The organism is Mycoplasma sp. 4013 (genome assembly GCF_054353875.1).
In genome coordinates, this window is sequence record NZ_JBTHHK010000003.1 from 17,411 (window position 1) to 36,378 (window position 18,968).

Sequence of the window (18,968 nt, forward strand, 5' to 3'; positions counted from 1 at the left end):
ATTACGATGTTTTTAATCTGGGATATCACACCCATTAAATGGTCCAAAATCAAAATAAATCTTCTTTAATGCTTGTTTTTTATCAGTATCCTTTAATATATCAAATTCTTCTACTAGCACTAACAAATCTTTTGTTGAACCATCAACATAAGCAAGTCTAAAAATCTGTTTTGCTTGCTCTAGAATATTTTCTGCTTGTGAATTTGCTTGATACTCAAAGGTAGCATCGAGTTCAAACAACTCTTTTATCTTTACGAATGCTTGTTCTCTTGTGAGATTTTTACCAATATAATTAAAGTCTTTCAAATAATAAAACATATAAAAAATGAAACGATATAACGGTTTTGAAAAACCTGCATTTGAACGGTAATTATTTCAAGTTACTTCGTGATAAACTGGATTATTTTTATCAACTTCGATAGCAAACACTTTTAAAAAAGCATTGTATACTGAAACAACATCCACAGAGCGGATTCGGATGACATCAATGTCATCTAAAATATCTTGATATGTATACATTATTCTCCTTTTTGCAGCTCAAACATCATATCTCGCAACTGAATAGCACGCTCATAATCTTGTTGCTTTGCTGCTGCTTCCATTTGTTTTCTTAATTCTTTAATCACATCATCTTTTTTAGCAAATTGATTTTCTTTGGTTTGTTTTTTCTTTCTTAAAATTAAATCTATTGCTCCTTGCATCCCGTCAGCATAAATAGAAGGTGGTATTGCTTTTGTGATTGTTTTAGGAGTTATATTATGAATTTTATTATATTCAAGTTGTTTTTGTCTTTTTAATTTGTTGTCATCCAAAGTAATTTGGATTGCTTCGGTAATATTATCCGTATATAAAACAGCCTGTCCATTTGCATTCCGTGATGCGCGTCCGATAATTTGGATTAATGATGAGGCAGTTCGCATAAAACCTTGTGAACCAGCATCTAAAATTAAAACTTTTGATACTTCTGGAATATCAATTCCTTCACGTAGTAAGTTAATTCCGATTAAAACCTCGATTTGTCCGATACGTAATTTACGAATCAGTTCGTTTCGTTCAAAGGTATTGAATTCCGAATGGATATATGCCGCTTTTATACCAAGTGAAATAAGATATTCCGTAATCTTTTCTGAACTTTCTTTAGTAATAGTAATTACAACAGTTTTACCACCACTTTGTCGTTGCTGAATAATAGTATCATGAATGTCCTGAATTTGGTTTACGGTGGATTTAATCACCACCTCTGGGTCAGTTAAACCTGTTGGTCTAATAAACATCTTAGTTACATTATTTTGTGCCTTATTTAGCTCGTATTCAGCAGGAGTTGCTGAAATATAGATTTTAAAAAAATCAAAATTATTTTCAGTTTCTTCAAACTTCAAAGGGCGATTTTCTAATGCAGATGGAAGTCTAAAACCATAATCTACCAAGGTTTGCTTTCGCGAATGATCCCCTTTATACATTGCATTAAGTTGTGGAATAGACATATGCGATTCATCGATGAAAACCAACGATTCAGGGGGAAAATAATCTAAAAGTGTGTATGGTCGCTCACCAAAAGTTCTACCATCTAAATACATTGAATAATTTTCTATCCCTTTGCACATCTTAAATTCAGATAACTCATCTAAATCATTGCTAATTCTTTGATTCAGTCTTTGCGCTTCCAGCAGTTTATTTTCTTTATAAAAGTCAGCAAGCCGTTGATGTAATTCAGAACGGATTTTAGGGATAATTTGATCATATATGCTATCATCGGTTGCATAAGCATCTCCGGGAACTAGCACAAAGATTTTCTTTTTTTCAATTACATGTTTATTTAAAGCATGAATAATAGCTATTTCTTCAATAATGTCATCAAAAAAACTAACTCGCACAGCAACTTCTTCATTATCTGATGGTCTGATGATAACTTCATCACCTTTAACAGAAAATTCACCAGGCTTTGCTTCAACATCGTTTCGGTTGTATAAAATTTTAATAAGTTTATAATTAAAATCTTTTTTGCTTATTTGCAATCCTACATAGAAACGATAAAAAGATTCACGGTATACATCTGGATTTAATGCACCATAAATTGCACTAACTGATGCTACTACAATCACATCTTTGCGAGTAATCAATGAGTTTATTGCACTCAATCGCATTACTTCAATTTGCTCATTTGTACGCGAATCTTTTTCTATATAAGTATCTGTATTAGGTTTGTAAGCTTCAGGTCTAAAGTAATCAAAATATGATATATAGTATTCAACAGCATTATCAGGAAAGAAGTTTTTTAATTCAGAATAAAGTTGACTAGCTAAGGTTTTATTGTGCGATAAAACTAAAACAGGTTTATCAAACTCTTTAATCACATTTGCTATTGTAAAGGTTTTTCCAGAACCAGTGACACCGTGAAGCACTTGATGTTTATGGTGCTTGTTTATGCCGTTCACAAGAAATGATATAGCCTGTGGTTGATCACCAGATGGTTGATACTGCGCATTTAATTTGAAGATACTCATATGATTTTATTATATCACATTTGCTAAAAACTATAATTAGCATATAAAAAATGCATAAAAATGCACTTTTTTGCTATTCTTGCTCACTTGTATATCTTTCAACTTCATAAGCACAATCATCAATCACTGATTCAACTTGATCAAAACTATCAATAATGCAACCAGCGGCGCGTTCATGACCACCACCGCCTCATTTTAAGGCTACATTACGAACTATTGGACCATTTGAACGAAATTCAACACGCACCCTACCATCTTCTTCTTCTAAAAATTGCACTCAAATCGGAAACCCTTTGATATTAGCAATCGAATTTACACGCAATGAACCTTGAGAAGTTTTTCCATATTTTTTTGTGGTAAGCAAGTCATTTTGAATGTATGCTACCCCTTCGCGAGTTTTTAAAGTAGACATCAATCAGGCATTAAATTTTAAGTCTTCCAAGGTTGTTTGAGATAAATTCTTATGAATAAAATCTGCATCTAATCCTGCTTGATATAAATGTGCAACTAAATTAAAAGTCCTTGCACAAGTGTTATTATATAAAAAGCGTCCTGAATCGGTATAAATCCCTAAATATAAATAATTAGCAGCCTTTGGTGTTATTTTTCAATTGCTTTCAACTGCTAATTCAGTTACCATTTCATCAGCGGCTACATATGTTGAATCAACCCATCTAATAGCATTTTCCGCTAAATCATCTTCATTAGGATGGTGATCTATCCTAATAACTTGAGCAAACAAGTTTTTATCTAAAACATCACTAAATTCAATTCTCTCTTTGAAATTAGCATCCACAACAATCCCAAGTGATTTTGCCAAGATTTCATCATTAGGGATCAAATCGTGTTCAAAATTCATAAACTTAAAAGCATCTTGATGGTCACCAATTGCATAAACCATCTTATGTGGGAAGTTATCTTGAATTAACTCTTTTAGTGCAAATTGTGAACCTAGACAATCTCCATCGGGACGAATATGATGGAAAATAACTATATTGTCATATTTTTCAATTGCATTTTTTATATCTGTTAAATTACCTACTCGCATTTTTCCTCTCAATCACTTATGCTTTGATTCAAGTCCTTTAAAACATCATTAACTTGGCTTCAGTTTTCTAATGTAATTCCTGCTGCATTATCGTGTCCACCACCATTATATTTGTTTGCAACAACATTTACTAACGGTCCACTTGAACGTAATCTACCACGTATTCTACCATCTTCAAGTTGGATAAATAAAGCTCAACATAAATTATTTTCAATATTTGCTAACTCATTGACATATAATGCTGCCTGTAAGGAATTGATTTCAAATTCATTTAAAAAATCTTGTTTGATTTCATAATATAAAACTCTGTTTGATTGTTTGAATTCTGAAAGAATTTTACCAATTATTTTTATATCTTTTAAACTTCTCCTACTTAGTTGTCTCAAAATGTTTTGTGGATGGAACCCATTTTGCATTAAAAATGCTACAAGTTGATATGTTCGCTGCGATGTGTCAGGAAATAAAAAGCGTCCTGAATCTGTATTAATACCTAAATAAATATGTTCTGATGCACGCTTTGATACTTTTCAACCTGCATCATAAGCTAATTGAGCAATCATCTCAGCAGCCGCTACATAATGCTCATCAATTCAATTATATTCATAATCAATATCTGCTTCATTTGGATGATGATCAATTCTTAATCTTGCAGTAGTTAATTTTTGATATAAAAGTTCAGCACACTGAATCCGATCTCCACTTGATGCATCAACAACTATTGCTAATGAATTGTTAAAATCGATGTCTTCAATTTTATCAAAATCATAGTTCATAAAATCAAAAACGCCTACATTATCACCTACCGTATAAACTTTTTTATTTGGAAAGTTTGTTTTAATAAGTTCTTTTAAACCAAATTGAGAACCTAAACAGTCACCATCAGGACGAATATGGTGAAAAATAATTATATTTTCATATTTATTAATTGCATCAATTGCTACTTTTGAATTACCTATCTTCATATAACTCCTTACTGTGCTTTTTTATGTAATTATTTATTTTCTGCATCATCTGTTTTTTAAATTCATTAGTATTATATCCATCATTAAATATATTTAATAATTTCTTATAAATTTGTTCATTCGATAGATTATTTAAGTTGTTTTTAAATTTATTTAATTCGGTGTTATTAAAAACATCTGAATTTTGCATATTTAAAATCAAGTTATTAATTTTATCATTTATATCCTGTTTTGAAAGCATTAAATCACTCATAGTTATATAATACACATCTGAAAATGTAGTTAAAAAGTTAAAATAATTTTTTATTTTTAGAAAATCTGATTCATCCAAAATCGGTTCAAATGATAATGTTTTAAAAAACGATGTATCAATTGCCTGGAATATTTGTCTCATATCATCAAAAAATGGTCCAAAATATGCTATAAGTTCTTTTTGAACTTTTAACAGTTTTTCTCAATTTGACTGTATATTAGTCAAATTAGATTTTTCTTTAACATTTTGACTAATCAATTGCTGATATTTTTGCAATCTTTTATCAAGGTGATTATTAGAATTTACATCCTTTGCTAAATTATAAAATAAATTCTTTTTTCCTTGGTCTGCAAGTGCGATAAAACCTTGGAATTGATTATAAAAAATATATATATCAGAATTAATATCTCTTGGAAAATATTGTGAATTTATATATATAAAATGATTATACAATAATCCTTGTGATAATAAATTAAAATCCCCAAGATATAAAAAATCATTGGTTGTGTCTTTTAAAGAACGAAAACGATTCTCGTTTTCTCCGTGTATAAACTTATATTTTTCTAAAAAAGTTAATGAAGCAATACCTTGGTTTGAATCATTTATTTTCTCTAGTGGGATTATAGATAATTCGTTCTTTAAAAGATTAAATAATTTATGTTTTGCCTGTATCGATGCTGCAAATTTTGTTAAATCTTTTGCTGCAACTTCTCCGCTTCCTTGTCTTAATTGCTCAAATGTTTGCTTAAAAGAATTATCAAAATAGGCAACTAAGGCAAGTAAATATTTATATCTCGGATTATTTTCTTTTCTTGTATTAAGATAAAAATTATGAAAATCCTTTAGTTCAGATTCCGTGCTAATCGAACTACATGAAACAGCAGTCAAAAAAATTGATGGGAGTGAAAATCATAAAAGCAGTTTAAATTTCTTTTTAAACATATATATTAATTCTATCATTTTTTGGTTTTTTTTAATTAAGAATTTTTCTAAATTAACAAACTAGAATATGAATACTTCTAGTACTTATATCTTATTAACTGTGAAATTTATATAACTTCTGGTAAATTTTCCTTTTTGTTATTTCATTATTAATTATACTTTGATAAGCTTTGATATATATTTATATATGTCATTCCAACATAATACATAACAAGTTATTATCTAAAGTGACTATTTTCGCTTATTTTTTTAATAACAAAAGAAAGAAAAAAATATATAATTGTAAAACTATATGATTATAAAAATTAGGGGGATTTATGGATAAAAAAGATAAATTTGTGCAATTTAGGCAAGAAGAAATTGCATACGCAATAGCAAAAGCAAAACAGAAACAACAAAAACAAATCTATAAAGAACAACAAAAACAACTCCCTTGAATTAAACGTGATTTAACAAAAAACTTATTTATCTCATTTTTAGTTTTAATTTTGATTATTGGTTTATTATTAATAGCATTCTTTATCGGTAAAACCTTATAGGAAGTTATCTTGGATGATGTAATTTTAGTATTATTAATAATTATTTTAATTTTATTAACTGTAATTATAATAATAATTTTATGACCTACCATACACACATTTTTTAGTTTAAAATTAAAAAAGAATAAATATGATAAACTCGGTAAAAGTAGTCAAATCCGTTTAATCAATCAGTTGCGAGAAACAGTTGAATATTTATCAAAACATAAAATAGGTGCATTAATTACCATTGAGAACACAGAAAATATTGATAATTTGAGAACTGATGGTGTTGTTTTAGATGCAAATATTTCTAGTTCTCTGCTTATTTCAATTTTTAACAAAGAATCTCCTTTACATGATGGGGCAGTAGTAATACGTGAAAATCGGATATTTTATGCTGCTACATTTTATAAAATTACAAGTAAATCAGTAAGTGCAGATTACGGTTCGCGTCATCGTGCTGCAATTGGTATTTCTGAACAATCTGATGCAGTTACAATTGTTGTTTCTGAAGAAAATGGTTCGATAAGGATTTTGAAACGTAGTAGCATTGAAGTAATCAAAATGAATGAATTTCAAGAACAATTGATTAAGTATCTTAAGGAGTAATTATGGAAAACAACACAGTTGAAATTACCCTTGCTACTCTTATTGGTAAACTTCGAATTTTAACAAAAGAGAAAAGTGTTAAGAAAATTCGTGATCTTGAAGAAGATACACCACATGCTGACTTTGCCAAAGCGGTTGAATCACTTCCTGATGAACATCAAATTTATATTTTGCGTATTTTAAAAACTGAAGAAGCTGCTGAGGTTTTTTCATACTTAGATGATGATGTAAAAATTAAACTTGTTAATTTATTTACTGATGACTTAGGACAAAAAGTTTTACAAGAAATCGAAACTGATGAATTAGCAGATATTTTAGAAGAATTACCAGCAAATTTAACTCGCAAAATTCTTTCACAGACACCTAAGGAAAAAAGAGAAAAAATTAATCAAATTCTTTCTTTCAATGATGATCAAGTCGGAAGTTACATGAGCGTGGATATTTCAATCCTTAAATCCAATTGAACTTGTAAAAAAGCGATTGCTAAAATTAAAAGAGATTATAATCAAAATATTTTAATGGGTTATAATTTTTACATAACTGATCCACATGGTTTTTTATTAGGTGATGTAACATTAGAAGAACTTGTTTTTTCCGATGAAGATGTCTTGCTTGAAGATATATATAATGCTGTTGCAAGTGTTAAACCTACTGATGATAAAGAATTTGCAGCACAGGTTTTTTCAAACCATGATAAAGCAACTTTACCAGTTGTAACGAGTGATAACCGACTTATCGGGATGATCACTTCCGATGATGTTATCGATATTATTCAAGATGAAGCAACTGAGGATATTTATAAAATGGCTGGTATTAATGCTGATGCAGCAGAAGAAAGTTATTTAAAAACATCAATTTTGAAAATTATCAAATCCCGTGTTTTATGACTTATTATCCTTATGCTATCTGCAACTGCATCACAATTTATTATTCAAGAATTTACAAATCTTTCTGAAAATGTCATAAAAGGACTTGGTATTACAGTATCAACAGCGATTATAGTTTCACTTATTCCTATTATCTCAGGTGCCGCCGGAAATGCCGGTTCACAATCGTCAACAACAATTACCAGAGCTGCTGCATTAGGTGACTTTACTAAAAAAGAATATCGAAAGGTAATTTTCAAAGAACTTAATGTAGGTTTGATAATTGGTGCAATAATGTTTACGGTAAATGTTATGCGTCTATATGTTTATTATGGTATTTACAGTGCTTCACCAAAATTTAAAGATGAAATTGGTGACTGAGCAACATTATCATTTATCATTATTGCTAGTTCTTTATCTTTATGATTTGTAGTAATTTTTGCTAAGTTTTTAGGAACTACTATTCCACTTTTAGCAATACGTTTCAAAAAAGATCCTGCTGTTATGTCAGCACCTATTTTAACCACTCTTTCTGATGCTTTATCAACCTTGGTTTTCTTTGGACTGAATTTATTTGTTTTATGATTTGCCTGAAAAGTTGGTATCATATCATCAAAATCACACAACGAACATCATAGCAAAGAATTATTAGACATCGGCATCCCGATAATTCAAAATATGAATATTTATACACCTATTAACTTACCAAATCTAGGAGTTTAATTATGGATAATACAGTAGATATTGAAAAATTAAAGTTATTAGCAGAACGCTATAACGAAATTAATGATGAATTAAAAGAAATAAAAAAGGAGATGAATCAACTTGTATCTGGTACTCAAGTTGCTATTCACGAAAGACTTTCTGATGGTGGATTCGTAATATATGAAAAACCTGAAAACAAAGAAGTGATTAGTAAAAACTTAATAAATGCAATGCTTATCGATATAATTATGCGCTTAAGTAAAGGTGAGCTAGAGAAAGCTCCAAACATTGAAGAATTGAAAACTCAAATCGCTTTAGGTTGTCGACTTGAAAAAACATTTAAATGAAGATTACAAATTAAAAGAAAATAAGGAGATATATGAATATTATTAGGTTTGAAGAAACCCCGACTGCAAACCAAGGCTCAGTTACAACTAATACCACTGCTTCTCCGTTTGGTGGTACTGGGATTATTATTTGAGTTATTTTTGGTGTAGTTATTCTTGCACTAATAGGTTATTTTGTTTATCAATCAATTAAAACTAAGGTTGAAAACAAAAGAACAAAGGCTGCTGCTGCTGAATATGAACGAAATTCGAAGTTATATTGGTATGAGACTACTGTTAAGTTAAATAAATTGATTGATTTAAATCACCAAACACATGAAAATTTTGTTGTAAGTATTGGTGAATACAAAATGTCACATATCAATATGGCTACAAAAAGCCTTCTTAATGATATCTTAGATGAATATGAATTTAAAAATTTTATTATTCAAAATCCTAAATTTCAAAAAGAAGTGCAAGAAATACAGATGCTAAGAGATTTAAATTCTAATCTTTGAGAAAAGAAATTTAGTATTCTGCTTGCTGACTTTAAAAAATATGTACCAGAAGCACAAAAAATAGCAACGGAAGCTGCACGAACAAATGTAGATGATTTAAAAACACCTGAACAAATCGAATCTGCTTTTGAAGAAAAATATAAAGAAAGATTGTTAGAAAAACGTAATGCAATGAATTAAATCATTAAATGTTCCTAATAAACTTACTTTAATAAGAATTATTTTAGTTATACCAATTATTATCCTTATTAGTATTAATGCAACGATTTTCTTTGCAAATAAAGATATTTTAAATCAAACTAATTCGCTTTTAGCTATTATATATTTAATTTTTAACATCCTTATTTTTATTATCTTTATCACTGCGATGATTACTGATTATTATGATGGTAAAATAGCACGCAAAAACCGTATTATTACTGCTTTTGGTAAGTTATGAGATCCTCTAGCTGATAAAATAATGACAACTTCTGTTTTAATTTATCTTTCTGTTATTTCTTATACGCCAATTTGGTCAACAGTATTATTCATATTACGTGACATAATTGTTGATGGATGTCGTGGGTTATTGATAAAAAATAATCAGGAAATTTCAGCAAACTTTTGAGGTAAACTAAAGACTTTATTAATGAGTTTTGCTATACCTATATTACTTTTATTTGTAATTATTATGCAATTTATACCTAATATTTCATATTATCATAGTTATTTATATTACTGAATTTATATAATAAACATTCCTTTATTTATAGCACAATTATTCTCGTTATTTTCTGGATATATTTATATAAAATTAGCAACAAAATTTTTCTTTTAAGACAAAAAGTTGGTGTTACCAACTTTTTATGTAAATAAATCTAAATCATAATAAATTGCATATAATATTTTGCTTCAATATAACAAACCAATTAGTTCTCCAAATGCTTCTTCATCGTTATTAGCTATTTCTATCTCAACAGATTTAGAATCATCAATATATGAAATAAAATAGTTATTAAAAGAATTAAGACTGGTATTTTTAAAGGCATGTAAGGTAAAATTAGAAAGATTTGATAATAAATCATCAAAATCAATATTCGAAGATAATTGATAATCAAAATATTTACGTTTAAATACAAAATAAAATAAAGTTTTTGGTAAACCGTTTGATAAAATAGATTGACCTATGCTAGAAATATCCCGAGAAAAAACACAACTATCATTAAAAACTTTTTTTCTTACTGTAAGCATATTAAAATGGTAAGCAAACACCTTTGATAAATTTTCTAAAAAATCATCATAACCAACAAAGATATTTAATGAAATATCTTTTTTTGTGTTGTTTGCTTTATAAAAATTAACTAAATGTAAAAACAAACCTAGTGCTTTGTTAAAATATGAATCGTTTGCATAAATGCTTTCAGAAATGTTTTTATACCCGTGAATTAATTTATTTAAATTTACTCCTTGTGTAGCTAATAATACTAAATATAACTCTGAGAAAAAAGAAAATTGGTTATGAACTGATGATGAGACAAACAATATATTAGAATCAGGGATATTATATTTTGCTAAATTAGCAAACCATTCTTTTTTACCAATAAAATAAATAAGTTTTTGCACAAAAAATTCACTTGCATGCTGGTTAAATTTTGATAGAACTAATTCAACCAGCCATTTACTTTTTAATTTATTGATGTTATCAAATACATCTAAAAACATTATTCCTGTATGTTTTATATCACAGTGATGAAAATATGCATAAATCTTAGATTCAATGTTAACTTTTGTATCTTCGTTATTAATAAAAATTAATTTTATCTTTACATCAGAATAAAAATCATATTTACCAAAAATAAATTCAAGTGCTGATTGAAGCATCAATTGTGTCTGTTTTGATGCTATTACTAGCAAATATTTAATATTATTTTTATATAATAAATTACAAAAATTAATAATATTATTAAATCCTTTAACACTATAATTTATTGCTATATCATCAAATCCTAGGTGTTGTGAACCTTTAAAATTTAAACTTTTAAGTTTACTGATAATATTAGTGTTAAAAATGTATAATTCTTTTTGTAGATATTTTGCTTTGTATAAAGTATTTATTTTAACCTTTGACATCTTTATTTACATCCTGGTTGTTTTCTCGTTTTGAAAATTCCTTGATGCGTATGTTCATATAATTAATTAAGTTTTTAAAACCTTTTGAAGTTTCTTTTAATCAATAATTTCCATATGTTCTTAATTCATTAGGATGATTTTTTTTATAACTTCCATATCCATAGTTTTTGTTTATATTAAAATATAAACAGACAAAATTTACGATATCTCCTATTTTGAATATATCGTAAATTTTGCAAGGTTTATAATCGCTAATATCTTCGCGATAAATAAAAAACTTAGTAGAATCCTTGGTTTGCAATGAAACATATTGTGGACCTACTTTAAACACTTTTGCTATAACAATATCACCGACCTTGTATTTCATTATATAATTATATCTTATTATTTTAAAATTACCCGTCTTTTAGATTCGAATTGATAATCACTAGCATATAATGAACCGTCACTAAAATCTAACTTTATTGCATTCTTAATTGGCTCAAAATAAGCATAATATACTTTCAAGCGTTTATTTTGATAAATTATATATGCACCCGGATTGCTTGAAAAACAACGTATGATATTAAATGCTTGTTGTTTACTCATATAACTAGTTAAAAGTGCATCATCTTTACTTAACTTAGGAGACAAAACTACTTTGGATACATCTTGTTTTATAGGATTTATTTTATTCAACTCTATATCTTTTAGTCATTTTACTATATTTTGAGAAGCTAAATTTGAAAGTTTTTCAAACATTGTTTGTGATGTATCTCTTGGTAAGATAGCAATTTTTGATGTAAACAGAATGTCTCCTGCATCAAATTCTTTGGTCATATATATTAGTGAAATTCCTGTTTCTGAATCGTTATTTAACAAACTATATTGAATCGGTGCTGCTCCACGATATTTAGGAAGTAAAGAACCATGAATATTTATAGATGCTATTTTTGGTAAATCAAGAATTTTTGTTGGGATATATTGACCGAAAGCACAAGTTAAAAATATATCAACTTGATATGATGCTAACTGCTCATAGATTTGCGATATTTTCTGGGGTTGATATAAAGGAATATTATATTTTTTTGCAAGTAATTTCACTGGTGTAGGATTTACTTTATATCCACGTGATGCTGGACGATCTGGCTGACTGACAATGGCAACTACATCAAAGTTATTTATCACTTGTTCAAAGGGTTTAACAGCAAATTCAGGTGTTCCTGCTAAGATAATTTTCATTATTTATCCTTTTTATTACCAATTCATAAGGAACGATAGTTTGATAGTTTATTTATAAGCATTAGTATTTTTTTAGCCATCGGTGTTAATCCGTTTCGATCATCTTTATACCCGTCTTTGAAAAACTGTTTATCCAGTAATTCAGGGGTATAATAAGAACCGAAAATAACTATTTTTTTATTCGCTACACATTCTGTTAATAAAGGTTCTAAAAAAGTTTCTAAAAATCAATTTGAAAACTTTTTTAGTCCAAGTTCGTCAAAAATAATTACATCTAAGTACAAAATACTAGTTAAAAAATCATTAATTTCACTTACTATATCTTCGCTATTACGTCTTATGAAAGTTTTTGAATATGAATCTAAATTATTAATATTTAAATAGGCAACTTTTTTATTCATTAAAGCAAATTCGTTAGTCAAAGCTGATAACATTAGATTTCGTGAACTTTCTGCATCACCGTATAAGAAAAACCCACGAAATTTATTTTCATTAATTAATCATGGTGAATTTATTTCCATCATATGTTTAAATCCACTTTCTGATTCTGAGGTAATTTGTAAATGTGACAAACTTTCAGATGTCATCGGTGAAGAAATGTATTTAAATTTTATGTTATTCAATAATTTATAGTCAGTTATATAAGGTGATTTGTGATTAAGTGTCTTGGTAAAATTTATTTGACCATTATACCCACGTTTAATATTTGTAATAAATAAACGATTCGGGTCATTTTGTTCTTGAACATAGTCAATTAAATTGGCATATGAATTAATAATATCATTCTCTGTAAATGCTAATGTTTTAAAAATAGGTGATAATATTGGATTTTGTTTAATTTCATTAATAACTTGTTGTTTTGATGGTAAATTTGTTAAAGAAAGATGTGGGTTTTGAAAATTAGATCTGGGTTTTGAAAAATCAAACATTAACTAGTCTTTCTGGTGAGAAAATCTTGTTTTAATACAGTTTTTTGCTCAAAAATATGGGTGTATCTCTTATCAATTTTTAATTTACCATCTAAATATTTTTCAATATCTTCAAATTTAAACAAGTTTTGTGAACTTATTTCTAAAATCATTGTTCAGATGTGTTTATGTCACTTATCGCTTTTATATTTTAAACGTGCTATATACATAATTAAGTTTAAACATTTGCTTTCTGGAATTCTATCTGTTCATGTTTTTAATGAAATTTCATCAGCTGATGAAATTTCTTCATTACTTAGTTGTTTAAAAAAAGCCTGTGGTGTAAGTTTTAAAATTGCTTCATATGCATTAGAATATTGTACATTTCCTATTTCTAATGGAATAGGAAGGTTATGTTTTTTAGTATAAACCTTAATTTCTTGATCACTTATTAAAGTAGCACCTTGATTCATAATTAATTTTCTTTCAATTTGCTCTGATTCTGTTTGATTTACAGTTGAAAAAACACTAAAAAAATCTGATGTAATATCTTCATAATTAAATTCATATGAAGACACAATTTTTTGCCTTCTGGATTTTATGAACTTATCAAAATTTATCTTCCCTATTTTACTTACAATTAAATTAGTCAAAAAGGTATTTCGCTGGATATTTTCAGGTGTAAGTGGTTTTTGAATTTCAAAAATTGTTAAGGCTTTTTTATTATCTTTATATGTATTAATCAAACCAGCTCCTTCTAAACGGACACGAGCCGATTGAAGTTGTGATTCGTGTATATTTATAAAAATTGCTAATGTTGAAAAATCATATTCAACCACACTATAATCTTGCCCACCTGCTAAATCCAGTAAATACTCGTATAAACATACTCCTTCAGGGCCTAAAAAACTTCCATAAAATTGTCTTAGGTTATGTAAATCATCTGTAGAGATATTAAAATTTTTAGAAATAACAAAATTATTATATTCCAAATGTTGCATTAAACTCATCTGGTACTCCTTTTTAGATAATCAGGTAAGAATAATTTTAAATACTTATTTATATTTTTGCAGAATTTTCATAATTTTTTGCTTAGTATCACGACTTCTCATAGGGATATTCACAACCCTTTTGTTTCTAAAAAATTCGTTTTTAGTTCATTTATAGTTATTTTTTTTATCTAAATACTCAAAAAATGACTTTTCCACAAAGCGCTTATTAACAAATTCCTTGCGCTTTTTCGGACATATAGACATATTTCAAATTTCATCAAAAAGGTCACTAAAATCTGTTATTTGAGTAAATAAAATTGGTATTTCAACAAAATCAAATGTTTCTTGTAGTAATTTTGTTTTTAAATATGGATATAAAAGTCTTTCAAGAGTTTCAAAATTGTTATAATCAAGTGCTAATCAATCTTTTAAAACTTGTTTTGATATTCTACCATCCTTTATTAAAAACTCTCCGATGCTGCATTGTATCAGTTTGATAAAGGCTAAATCATTTTGATATATATTTAATACATATTCATCCATATTTATGGTTTTATAGCCCAAGGAAGCTAATGTGTTAAGAAAATAACTTTTTCCTGAGGCGATTCTACCTACAATTGCTATTTTTTTAGTTTTATTAGTCATGATTTTACCGTATTAAGTTGTAGTTGATCAAGAACATCATTTGCAGCATCTAAATCGATGTTGAGCAGATATTTTTGGATATTCAGATCAAAATCACTTACATCTGTGTTTAATTTTGCCAGTTCATAGCACATTTTTCCATCACTATAACCTGCTAAAAGTTTTTCTTTAATTGATTTGGTAAAGAGATTGCTGTTTACGATATTTTTATAGATATTATCAAAGTCATTGAAAGCCTTAATTAACTTAATTGCTGTTATATCACCAATTCCACATACTCCAGGTAGATTATCCGATGGATCACCTTTTAAACCTTTATATGTAGCTATTTGATTAGGTTTTATATGATAAAATTCAACAAAATTTTGCTCATTAATATGAAGATATTCATTTTTTTTATTCAATATAACTTCAACATCTGAACTAACTAATTGTAATAAATCTTTATCGGCTGAAAAAATAAACTTTTTACCTGGTATTTTTGTGACATAAGTTGCAACAAGGTCGTCTGCTTCATCACCAAATTGCTGAAATCATGGTAATTTTAACACACTTAAAATCTCTTTGATTTTATCAATTTGCAAATATAGCTCATTCGGAGATGAAGCACGACCTGATTTATACTTACTATATTGCAAGTGTCTTTTCGTTTTTCCTGGTGCATCAAAAGCGATGAAAAGGTATTTTGGTTTTATGTGTTTAATTAACTTAATCATTTGCATTAAAAATAGTTGTAATGCATTAGTTGGAAAACCTTCATCGTTTCTTAAAATATTAGTTAAATTGCCTCGATATGATGCATAAAAAGATTGAAAAATTAAATAATTTCCATCTATTACTAATGAAATTTCTTGCTTAGTCATTGATTAGTTCCTTGTATTCGATAAGATTATAAAATCCGTTGTGCTTTTTTACAAATGCTCGAATTCGTGTTTTTGGTTTTCGATTTAATAAATTTTTTATATTTTGACTTCAACCTTGCAGTTCTACAACCGCTGAAATATCTTTAACTTTTACCTTTGTGTGTCTAGGATTGTTTCCGTTTTTAACTGATAAAATCTCAACATCGATTCATAAACCTACTTCATTAACATTAATCAGACACGGAATATGATCATCTTTTAATTTTTTTAAATATTCTTTATTATCCGTTGTATATTTGGCCCCTAAATATTTAATTTCATATGCTTCTTGCTCGGTTAAATCTTCGGTAACTGGTGGAAATATCATTTGTGAGAGCTGTGCATTTGATATATATGTTAATAAAAAATTAAAATCATCTAAATTTTCCGAACTTCTTTTTACTTGCATCTGATAGGCGGCAAAAAGTTCATTAATAGTTGGAATCATAGTAAGTAAATATTTAACTCCACCAAAGCTTCTGAAAACTCCTGCTTTAATTAAAATATCTATAACTGCTTCACCAATACCTACCCTTTTTAATCTTAAAATAGCAGTTATAAAATCAGGATAATATCCGTAATTACTGCGTTCACTGATAATCTTAGTTACAGCAACCGAACCAATACCTTTGATAATCTTCAAGGAAAGATAAATACGATCCTTTCAAAACACTGCTGAGGCACTAGAGATATTAATATCAGGAGCTACAACTAAAATACCTTGCATATAAGCCTCTTCTGAATATCTTTTGATATTTGATGAATCCATCCCTGCATCTGATAATAATGCTTGATAAAAAATTTGTGGATAGCGTGTTTTATAATAGGATAATTTATATGCTATCAATGCATATGCGACAGCATGAGCTTTGTTAAATCCGTAATTTGCAAAACTTTCTATTTTACTATAAATTTCTTCAAGCTTTTCTTCTGGAATATTATTTTTTAGTCCACCTTCAAAGAATAAACCTTTTAATTTATGTAACTCTTGCTCATCTTTTTTAGAAATTGCACGACGTAAAAGGTCTGCTTGTGAAAAAGTCATCCCTGTCAATTTTTGAGCTATTTGCATAATTTGTTCTTGATATACTATAATCCCATATGTTTGCTTCACAATAGCATCATAAATCGGATGTACTTTTTCGATTAAGTGAATATTCTGTTTATTTTTAGCGTATATGGGTATATATTTTGCAGGTCCTGGTCTAAATAGTGAAATAATTGCATAAATATCATCAAAACTATCAACATGCACTTGTTTTATAGTTTGTCTCATTTTAGGAGATTCAAGTTGAAAAATTCCATCAGTATATTGTTTGTTTAATAAATCAAATGTTATTTTATCATTAAAAAGTGAATAAGATTGATTCATTATATTATCAAAATGGTTTTCTTCAGGTAGTTGGTTTTCAATTTCTTGTATAAAAGTAAGGTTTTTTAGTCCTAAAAAGTCTATCTTAATTAAACCGAAACGTTCTAAATAATTCATTGTCATTTCTATTTGTTGAAAACTATTATCATTATAATGAGTTGCTACTAATTGATTAATTGGTTGATTTGCAACCACTACACCAGCAGCATGTAAACCAACCTGTCGTGGTAGTCCTTCAATTTTTGATGCTAGTTGATGTAATAAAGGAAATTTAGAAATATGTAATCTATATTTTGAATTATTTTCGTAAGCATCTAAAAGGTTTTTATCATTTAAACTTAGTGTTGATGCAATGTTATCTATTTCAGTTTTGCTGATATTGATTAAATTTTTTGAAATTAAATAACGAGCAACATCGCGAATTGAATTTTTACTAGCCAATGTCTGAAAAGTCGATATTAATGCAAAATTTTCGCTTCCATATTTTTGTTTTAAATAACTTAATACTTCGTCGCGACGGTTATCTTGAATATCAATATCAATATCAGGTAATGACACACGATCGACATTCAAAAATCTTTCAAAAAGTAAGTCAAATTCAAGTGGATTAATCGATGTAATTTCTAATAAATATGCTACCAAGGAACCTGATGAACTACCCCGACCTGGTCCGATATTTATCTTATGCTCGCGGGCATAAGAGAGTGCATCATGAATAATTAAAAAATAATCAATAAATCCAAGCGAATCAATCACTTTTACTTCATGTTTAATTCTTTGAATAACTTGTTCTTTATCATAATGTTTAATTAGTTGCTGGTAGCGTTTACCTAATACCTTTGACTGAAATATTTCTTTGGAATTTTCGGAAAACTTTGCTAATTTGATTTTTGAATCAGGTTTACTAATTGATATTGATTCAACTATTTTTAGCATATTTAGATAAACTATCTCATCAATATCTTCAAATTCATTATCATCAAAATAATCATTATATACTCTTATTGTTTCGTTTTTGCCTGCTATAAAAGTTAAGATAGGTAATAGTTCATTGTCATCAAAATGTAGAATCCTTTTGGTTGGAGCATAAACACTTTGATGATGTAATACTTTTTTTGAATTAAGATAGAAATTATCTAAATAATAATCTAAATTAATTTCTTTTGCTATATGTCCATATTCATCATGATCAATTAAGTAAATATCATTATTATCAAGGTAATAATAATCAGGGATTTGACTTTGTGAAATATTTGTAACGATTTTATATAAGTAATTTAATCCATTATTATTTTTTGCTATAGCAATAACTCTAAAACCTTGGATAAGTTCTAATTCAACTCCTATGATAGGTTTAAAATCATATTCATCCATAAATTCTCAATAATACTGCAAAGCATAAAAATTTTGAAAGTCAGTTAAGGTGATATATTCTTGATTCATTAGTTTGCTTAAATGCAGCAAATCAGCAACCCTAATTGTAGAATTTAAAAATGAATATTCAGTATTTGTATGTAGATAGATTTTTTTTCTCATATTTAAATTCTATTATATTTATTTTTTAA

The 18,968-nt window shown here is 27.8% G+C and carries 19 protein-coding genes; 6 read left to right on the forward strand and 13 right to left on the reverse strand.

The features are described 5' to 3' along the window. Positions 1-12 precede the first annotated feature (12 nt). The 5 genes from ACXYRO_RS01440 to ACXYRO_RS01460 form a co-directional block, all read right to left on the reverse strand. Positions 13-519 (reverse strand): hypothetical protein, encoded by a 507-nt coding sequence (locus tag ACXYRO_RS01440; protein ID WP_458614096.1) that lies wholly within the window; start codon positions 517-519, stop codon positions 13-15. Beyond that, positions 519-2,504, reverse strand: a complete 1,986-nt coding sequence (uvrB, locus tag ACXYRO_RS01445) for an excinuclease ABC subunit UvrB (protein WP_458614097.1) — start codon at positions 2,502-2,504, stop codon at positions 519-521. The genes ACXYRO_RS01440 and uvrB overlap by 1 nt, the downstream gene beginning before the upstream one ends. Positions 2,505-2,577: 73 nt before the next feature. Then, positions 2,578-3,552 carry a DHH family phosphoesterase gene (locus tag ACXYRO_RS01450; protein WP_435128423.1) on the reverse strand — a complete coding sequence of 325 codons (975 nt, stop codon included), beginning with the start codon at positions 3,550-3,552 and terminating at the stop codon, positions 2,578-2,580. Beyond that, positions 3,543-4,514, reverse strand: a complete 972-nt coding sequence (locus tag ACXYRO_RS01455) for a DHH family phosphoesterase (protein ID WP_458614098.1) — start codon at positions 4,512-4,514, stop codon at positions 3,543-3,545. The genes ACXYRO_RS01450 and ACXYRO_RS01455 overlap by 10 nt, the downstream gene beginning before the upstream one ends. Beyond that, on the reverse strand, positions 4,501-5,709 hold the full coding sequence (locus ACXYRO_RS01460) for a hypothetical protein (protein ID WP_458614099.1): 1,209 nt from the start codon (positions 5,707-5,709) through the stop codon (positions 4,501-4,503). Before ACXYRO_RS01460 ends, ACXYRO_RS01455 begins: the two co-directional genes overlap by 14 nt. Positions 5,710-6,026: 317 nt before the next feature. Here ACXYRO_RS01460 and ACXYRO_RS01465 point away from each other — a divergent pair, with 317 nt between their 5' ends. Genes ACXYRO_RS01465 through pgsA form a run of 6 tightly spaced genes read left to right on the forward strand, consistent with a single transcriptional unit; the run spans position 6,027 to position 10,071 of the window. Next, the gene (locus tag ACXYRO_RS01465) at positions 6,027-6,248 is read left to right on the forward strand and encodes a hypothetical protein (protein WP_458597448.1); all 222 of its coding nucleotides are present in this window, start codon (positions 6,027-6,029) and stop codon (positions 6,246-6,248) included. Positions 6,249-6,257: 9 nt separating this feature from the next. Next, the gene (locus ACXYRO_RS01470; RefSeq protein ID WP_458607241.1) at positions 6,258-6,839 is read left to right on the forward strand and encodes a diadenylate cyclase; all 582 of its coding nucleotides are present in this window, start codon (positions 6,258-6,260) and stop codon (positions 6,837-6,839) included. 2 nt (positions 6,840-6,841) lie between these two features. Further along, positions 6,842-8,428: a magnesium transporter gene (gene mgtE / locus ACXYRO_RS01475; RefSeq protein ID WP_458614100.1), complete on the forward strand. Its 1,587-nt coding sequence runs from the start codon at positions 6,842-6,844 to the stop codon at positions 8,426-8,428. A 2-nt stretch (positions 8,429-8,430) separates the two neighbouring features. Further along, positions 8,431-8,781, forward strand: a complete 351-nt coding sequence (locus ACXYRO_RS01480) for a hypothetical protein (protein WP_435128440.1) — start codon at positions 8,431-8,433, stop codon at positions 8,779-8,781. 8 nt (positions 8,782-8,789) lie between these two features. Next, positions 8,790-9,434 (forward strand): MHJ_0274 family protein, encoded by a 645-nt coding sequence (locus ACXYRO_RS01485; protein ID WP_458607243.1) that lies wholly within the window; start codon positions 8,790-8,792, stop codon positions 9,432-9,434. Then, complete coding sequence (gene pgsA, locus ACXYRO_RS01490) at positions 9,421-10,071, forward strand: CDP-diacylglycerol--glycerol-3-phosphate 3-phosphatidyltransferase (protein WP_458614101.1); 651 nt, start codon at positions 9,421-9,423, stop codon at positions 10,069-10,071. The genes ACXYRO_RS01485 and pgsA overlap by 14 nt, the downstream gene beginning before the upstream one ends. 26 nt (positions 10,072-10,097) lie before the next feature. Here the strand turns inward: pgsA and ACXYRO_RS01495 are convergent, their stop codons facing one another. Genes ACXYRO_RS01495 through dnaE form a run of 8 tightly spaced genes read right to left on the reverse strand, consistent with a single transcriptional unit; the run spans position 10,098 to position 18,939 of the window. Beyond that, positions 10,098-11,363 carry a hypothetical protein gene (locus ACXYRO_RS01495; RefSeq protein WP_458614102.1) on the reverse strand — a complete coding sequence of 422 codons (1,266 nt, stop codon included), beginning with the start codon at positions 11,361-11,363 and terminating at the stop codon, positions 10,098-10,100. Then, the gene (locus tag ACXYRO_RS01500) at positions 11,350-11,730 is read right to left on the reverse strand and encodes a S1 domain-containing protein (protein ID WP_458614103.1); all 381 of its coding nucleotides are present in this window, start codon (positions 11,728-11,730) and stop codon (positions 11,350-11,352) included. The genes ACXYRO_RS01495 and ACXYRO_RS01500 overlap by 14 nt, the downstream gene beginning before the upstream one ends. A 17-nt stretch (positions 11,731-11,747) precedes the next feature. Then, the gene (gene fmt / locus ACXYRO_RS01505) at positions 11,748-12,584 is read right to left on the reverse strand and encodes a methionyl-tRNA formyltransferase (protein ID WP_458614104.1); all 837 of its coding nucleotides are present in this window, start codon (positions 12,582-12,584) and stop codon (positions 11,748-11,750) included. After that, positions 12,584-13,513, reverse strand: coding sequence for a hypothetical protein (locus ACXYRO_RS01510; RefSeq protein ID WP_435128458.1), 930 nt, complete (start codon positions 13,511-13,513; stop codon positions 12,584-12,586). The genes fmt and ACXYRO_RS01510 overlap by 1 nt, the downstream gene beginning before the upstream one ends. Beyond that, on the reverse strand, positions 13,513-14,502 hold the full coding sequence (locus tag ACXYRO_RS01515; protein ID WP_458597464.1) for a replication initiation and membrane attachment family protein: 990 nt from the start codon (positions 14,500-14,502) through the stop codon (positions 13,513-13,515). The genes ACXYRO_RS01510 and ACXYRO_RS01515 overlap by 1 nt, the downstream gene beginning before the upstream one ends. 45 nt (positions 14,503-14,547) lie before the next feature. Further along, the gene (locus tag ACXYRO_RS01520) at positions 14,548-15,129 is read right to left on the reverse strand and encodes a dephospho-CoA kinase (protein WP_458597466.1); all 582 of its coding nucleotides are present in this window, start codon (positions 15,127-15,129) and stop codon (positions 14,548-14,550) included. Further along, positions 15,105-15,992 (reverse strand): 5'-3' exonuclease, encoded by an 888-nt coding sequence (locus tag ACXYRO_RS01525; protein WP_458614105.1) that lies wholly within the window; start codon positions 15,990-15,992, stop codon positions 15,105-15,107. The genes ACXYRO_RS01520 and ACXYRO_RS01525 overlap by 25 nt, the downstream gene beginning before the upstream one ends. After that, positions 15,985-18,939: a DNA polymerase III subunit alpha gene (dnaE, locus tag ACXYRO_RS01530; RefSeq protein WP_458614106.1), complete on the reverse strand. Its 2,955-nt coding sequence runs from the start codon at positions 18,937-18,939 to the stop codon at positions 15,985-15,987. The genes ACXYRO_RS01525 and dnaE overlap by 8 nt, the downstream gene beginning before the upstream one ends. Positions 18,940-18,968 lie beyond the last annotated feature (29 nt).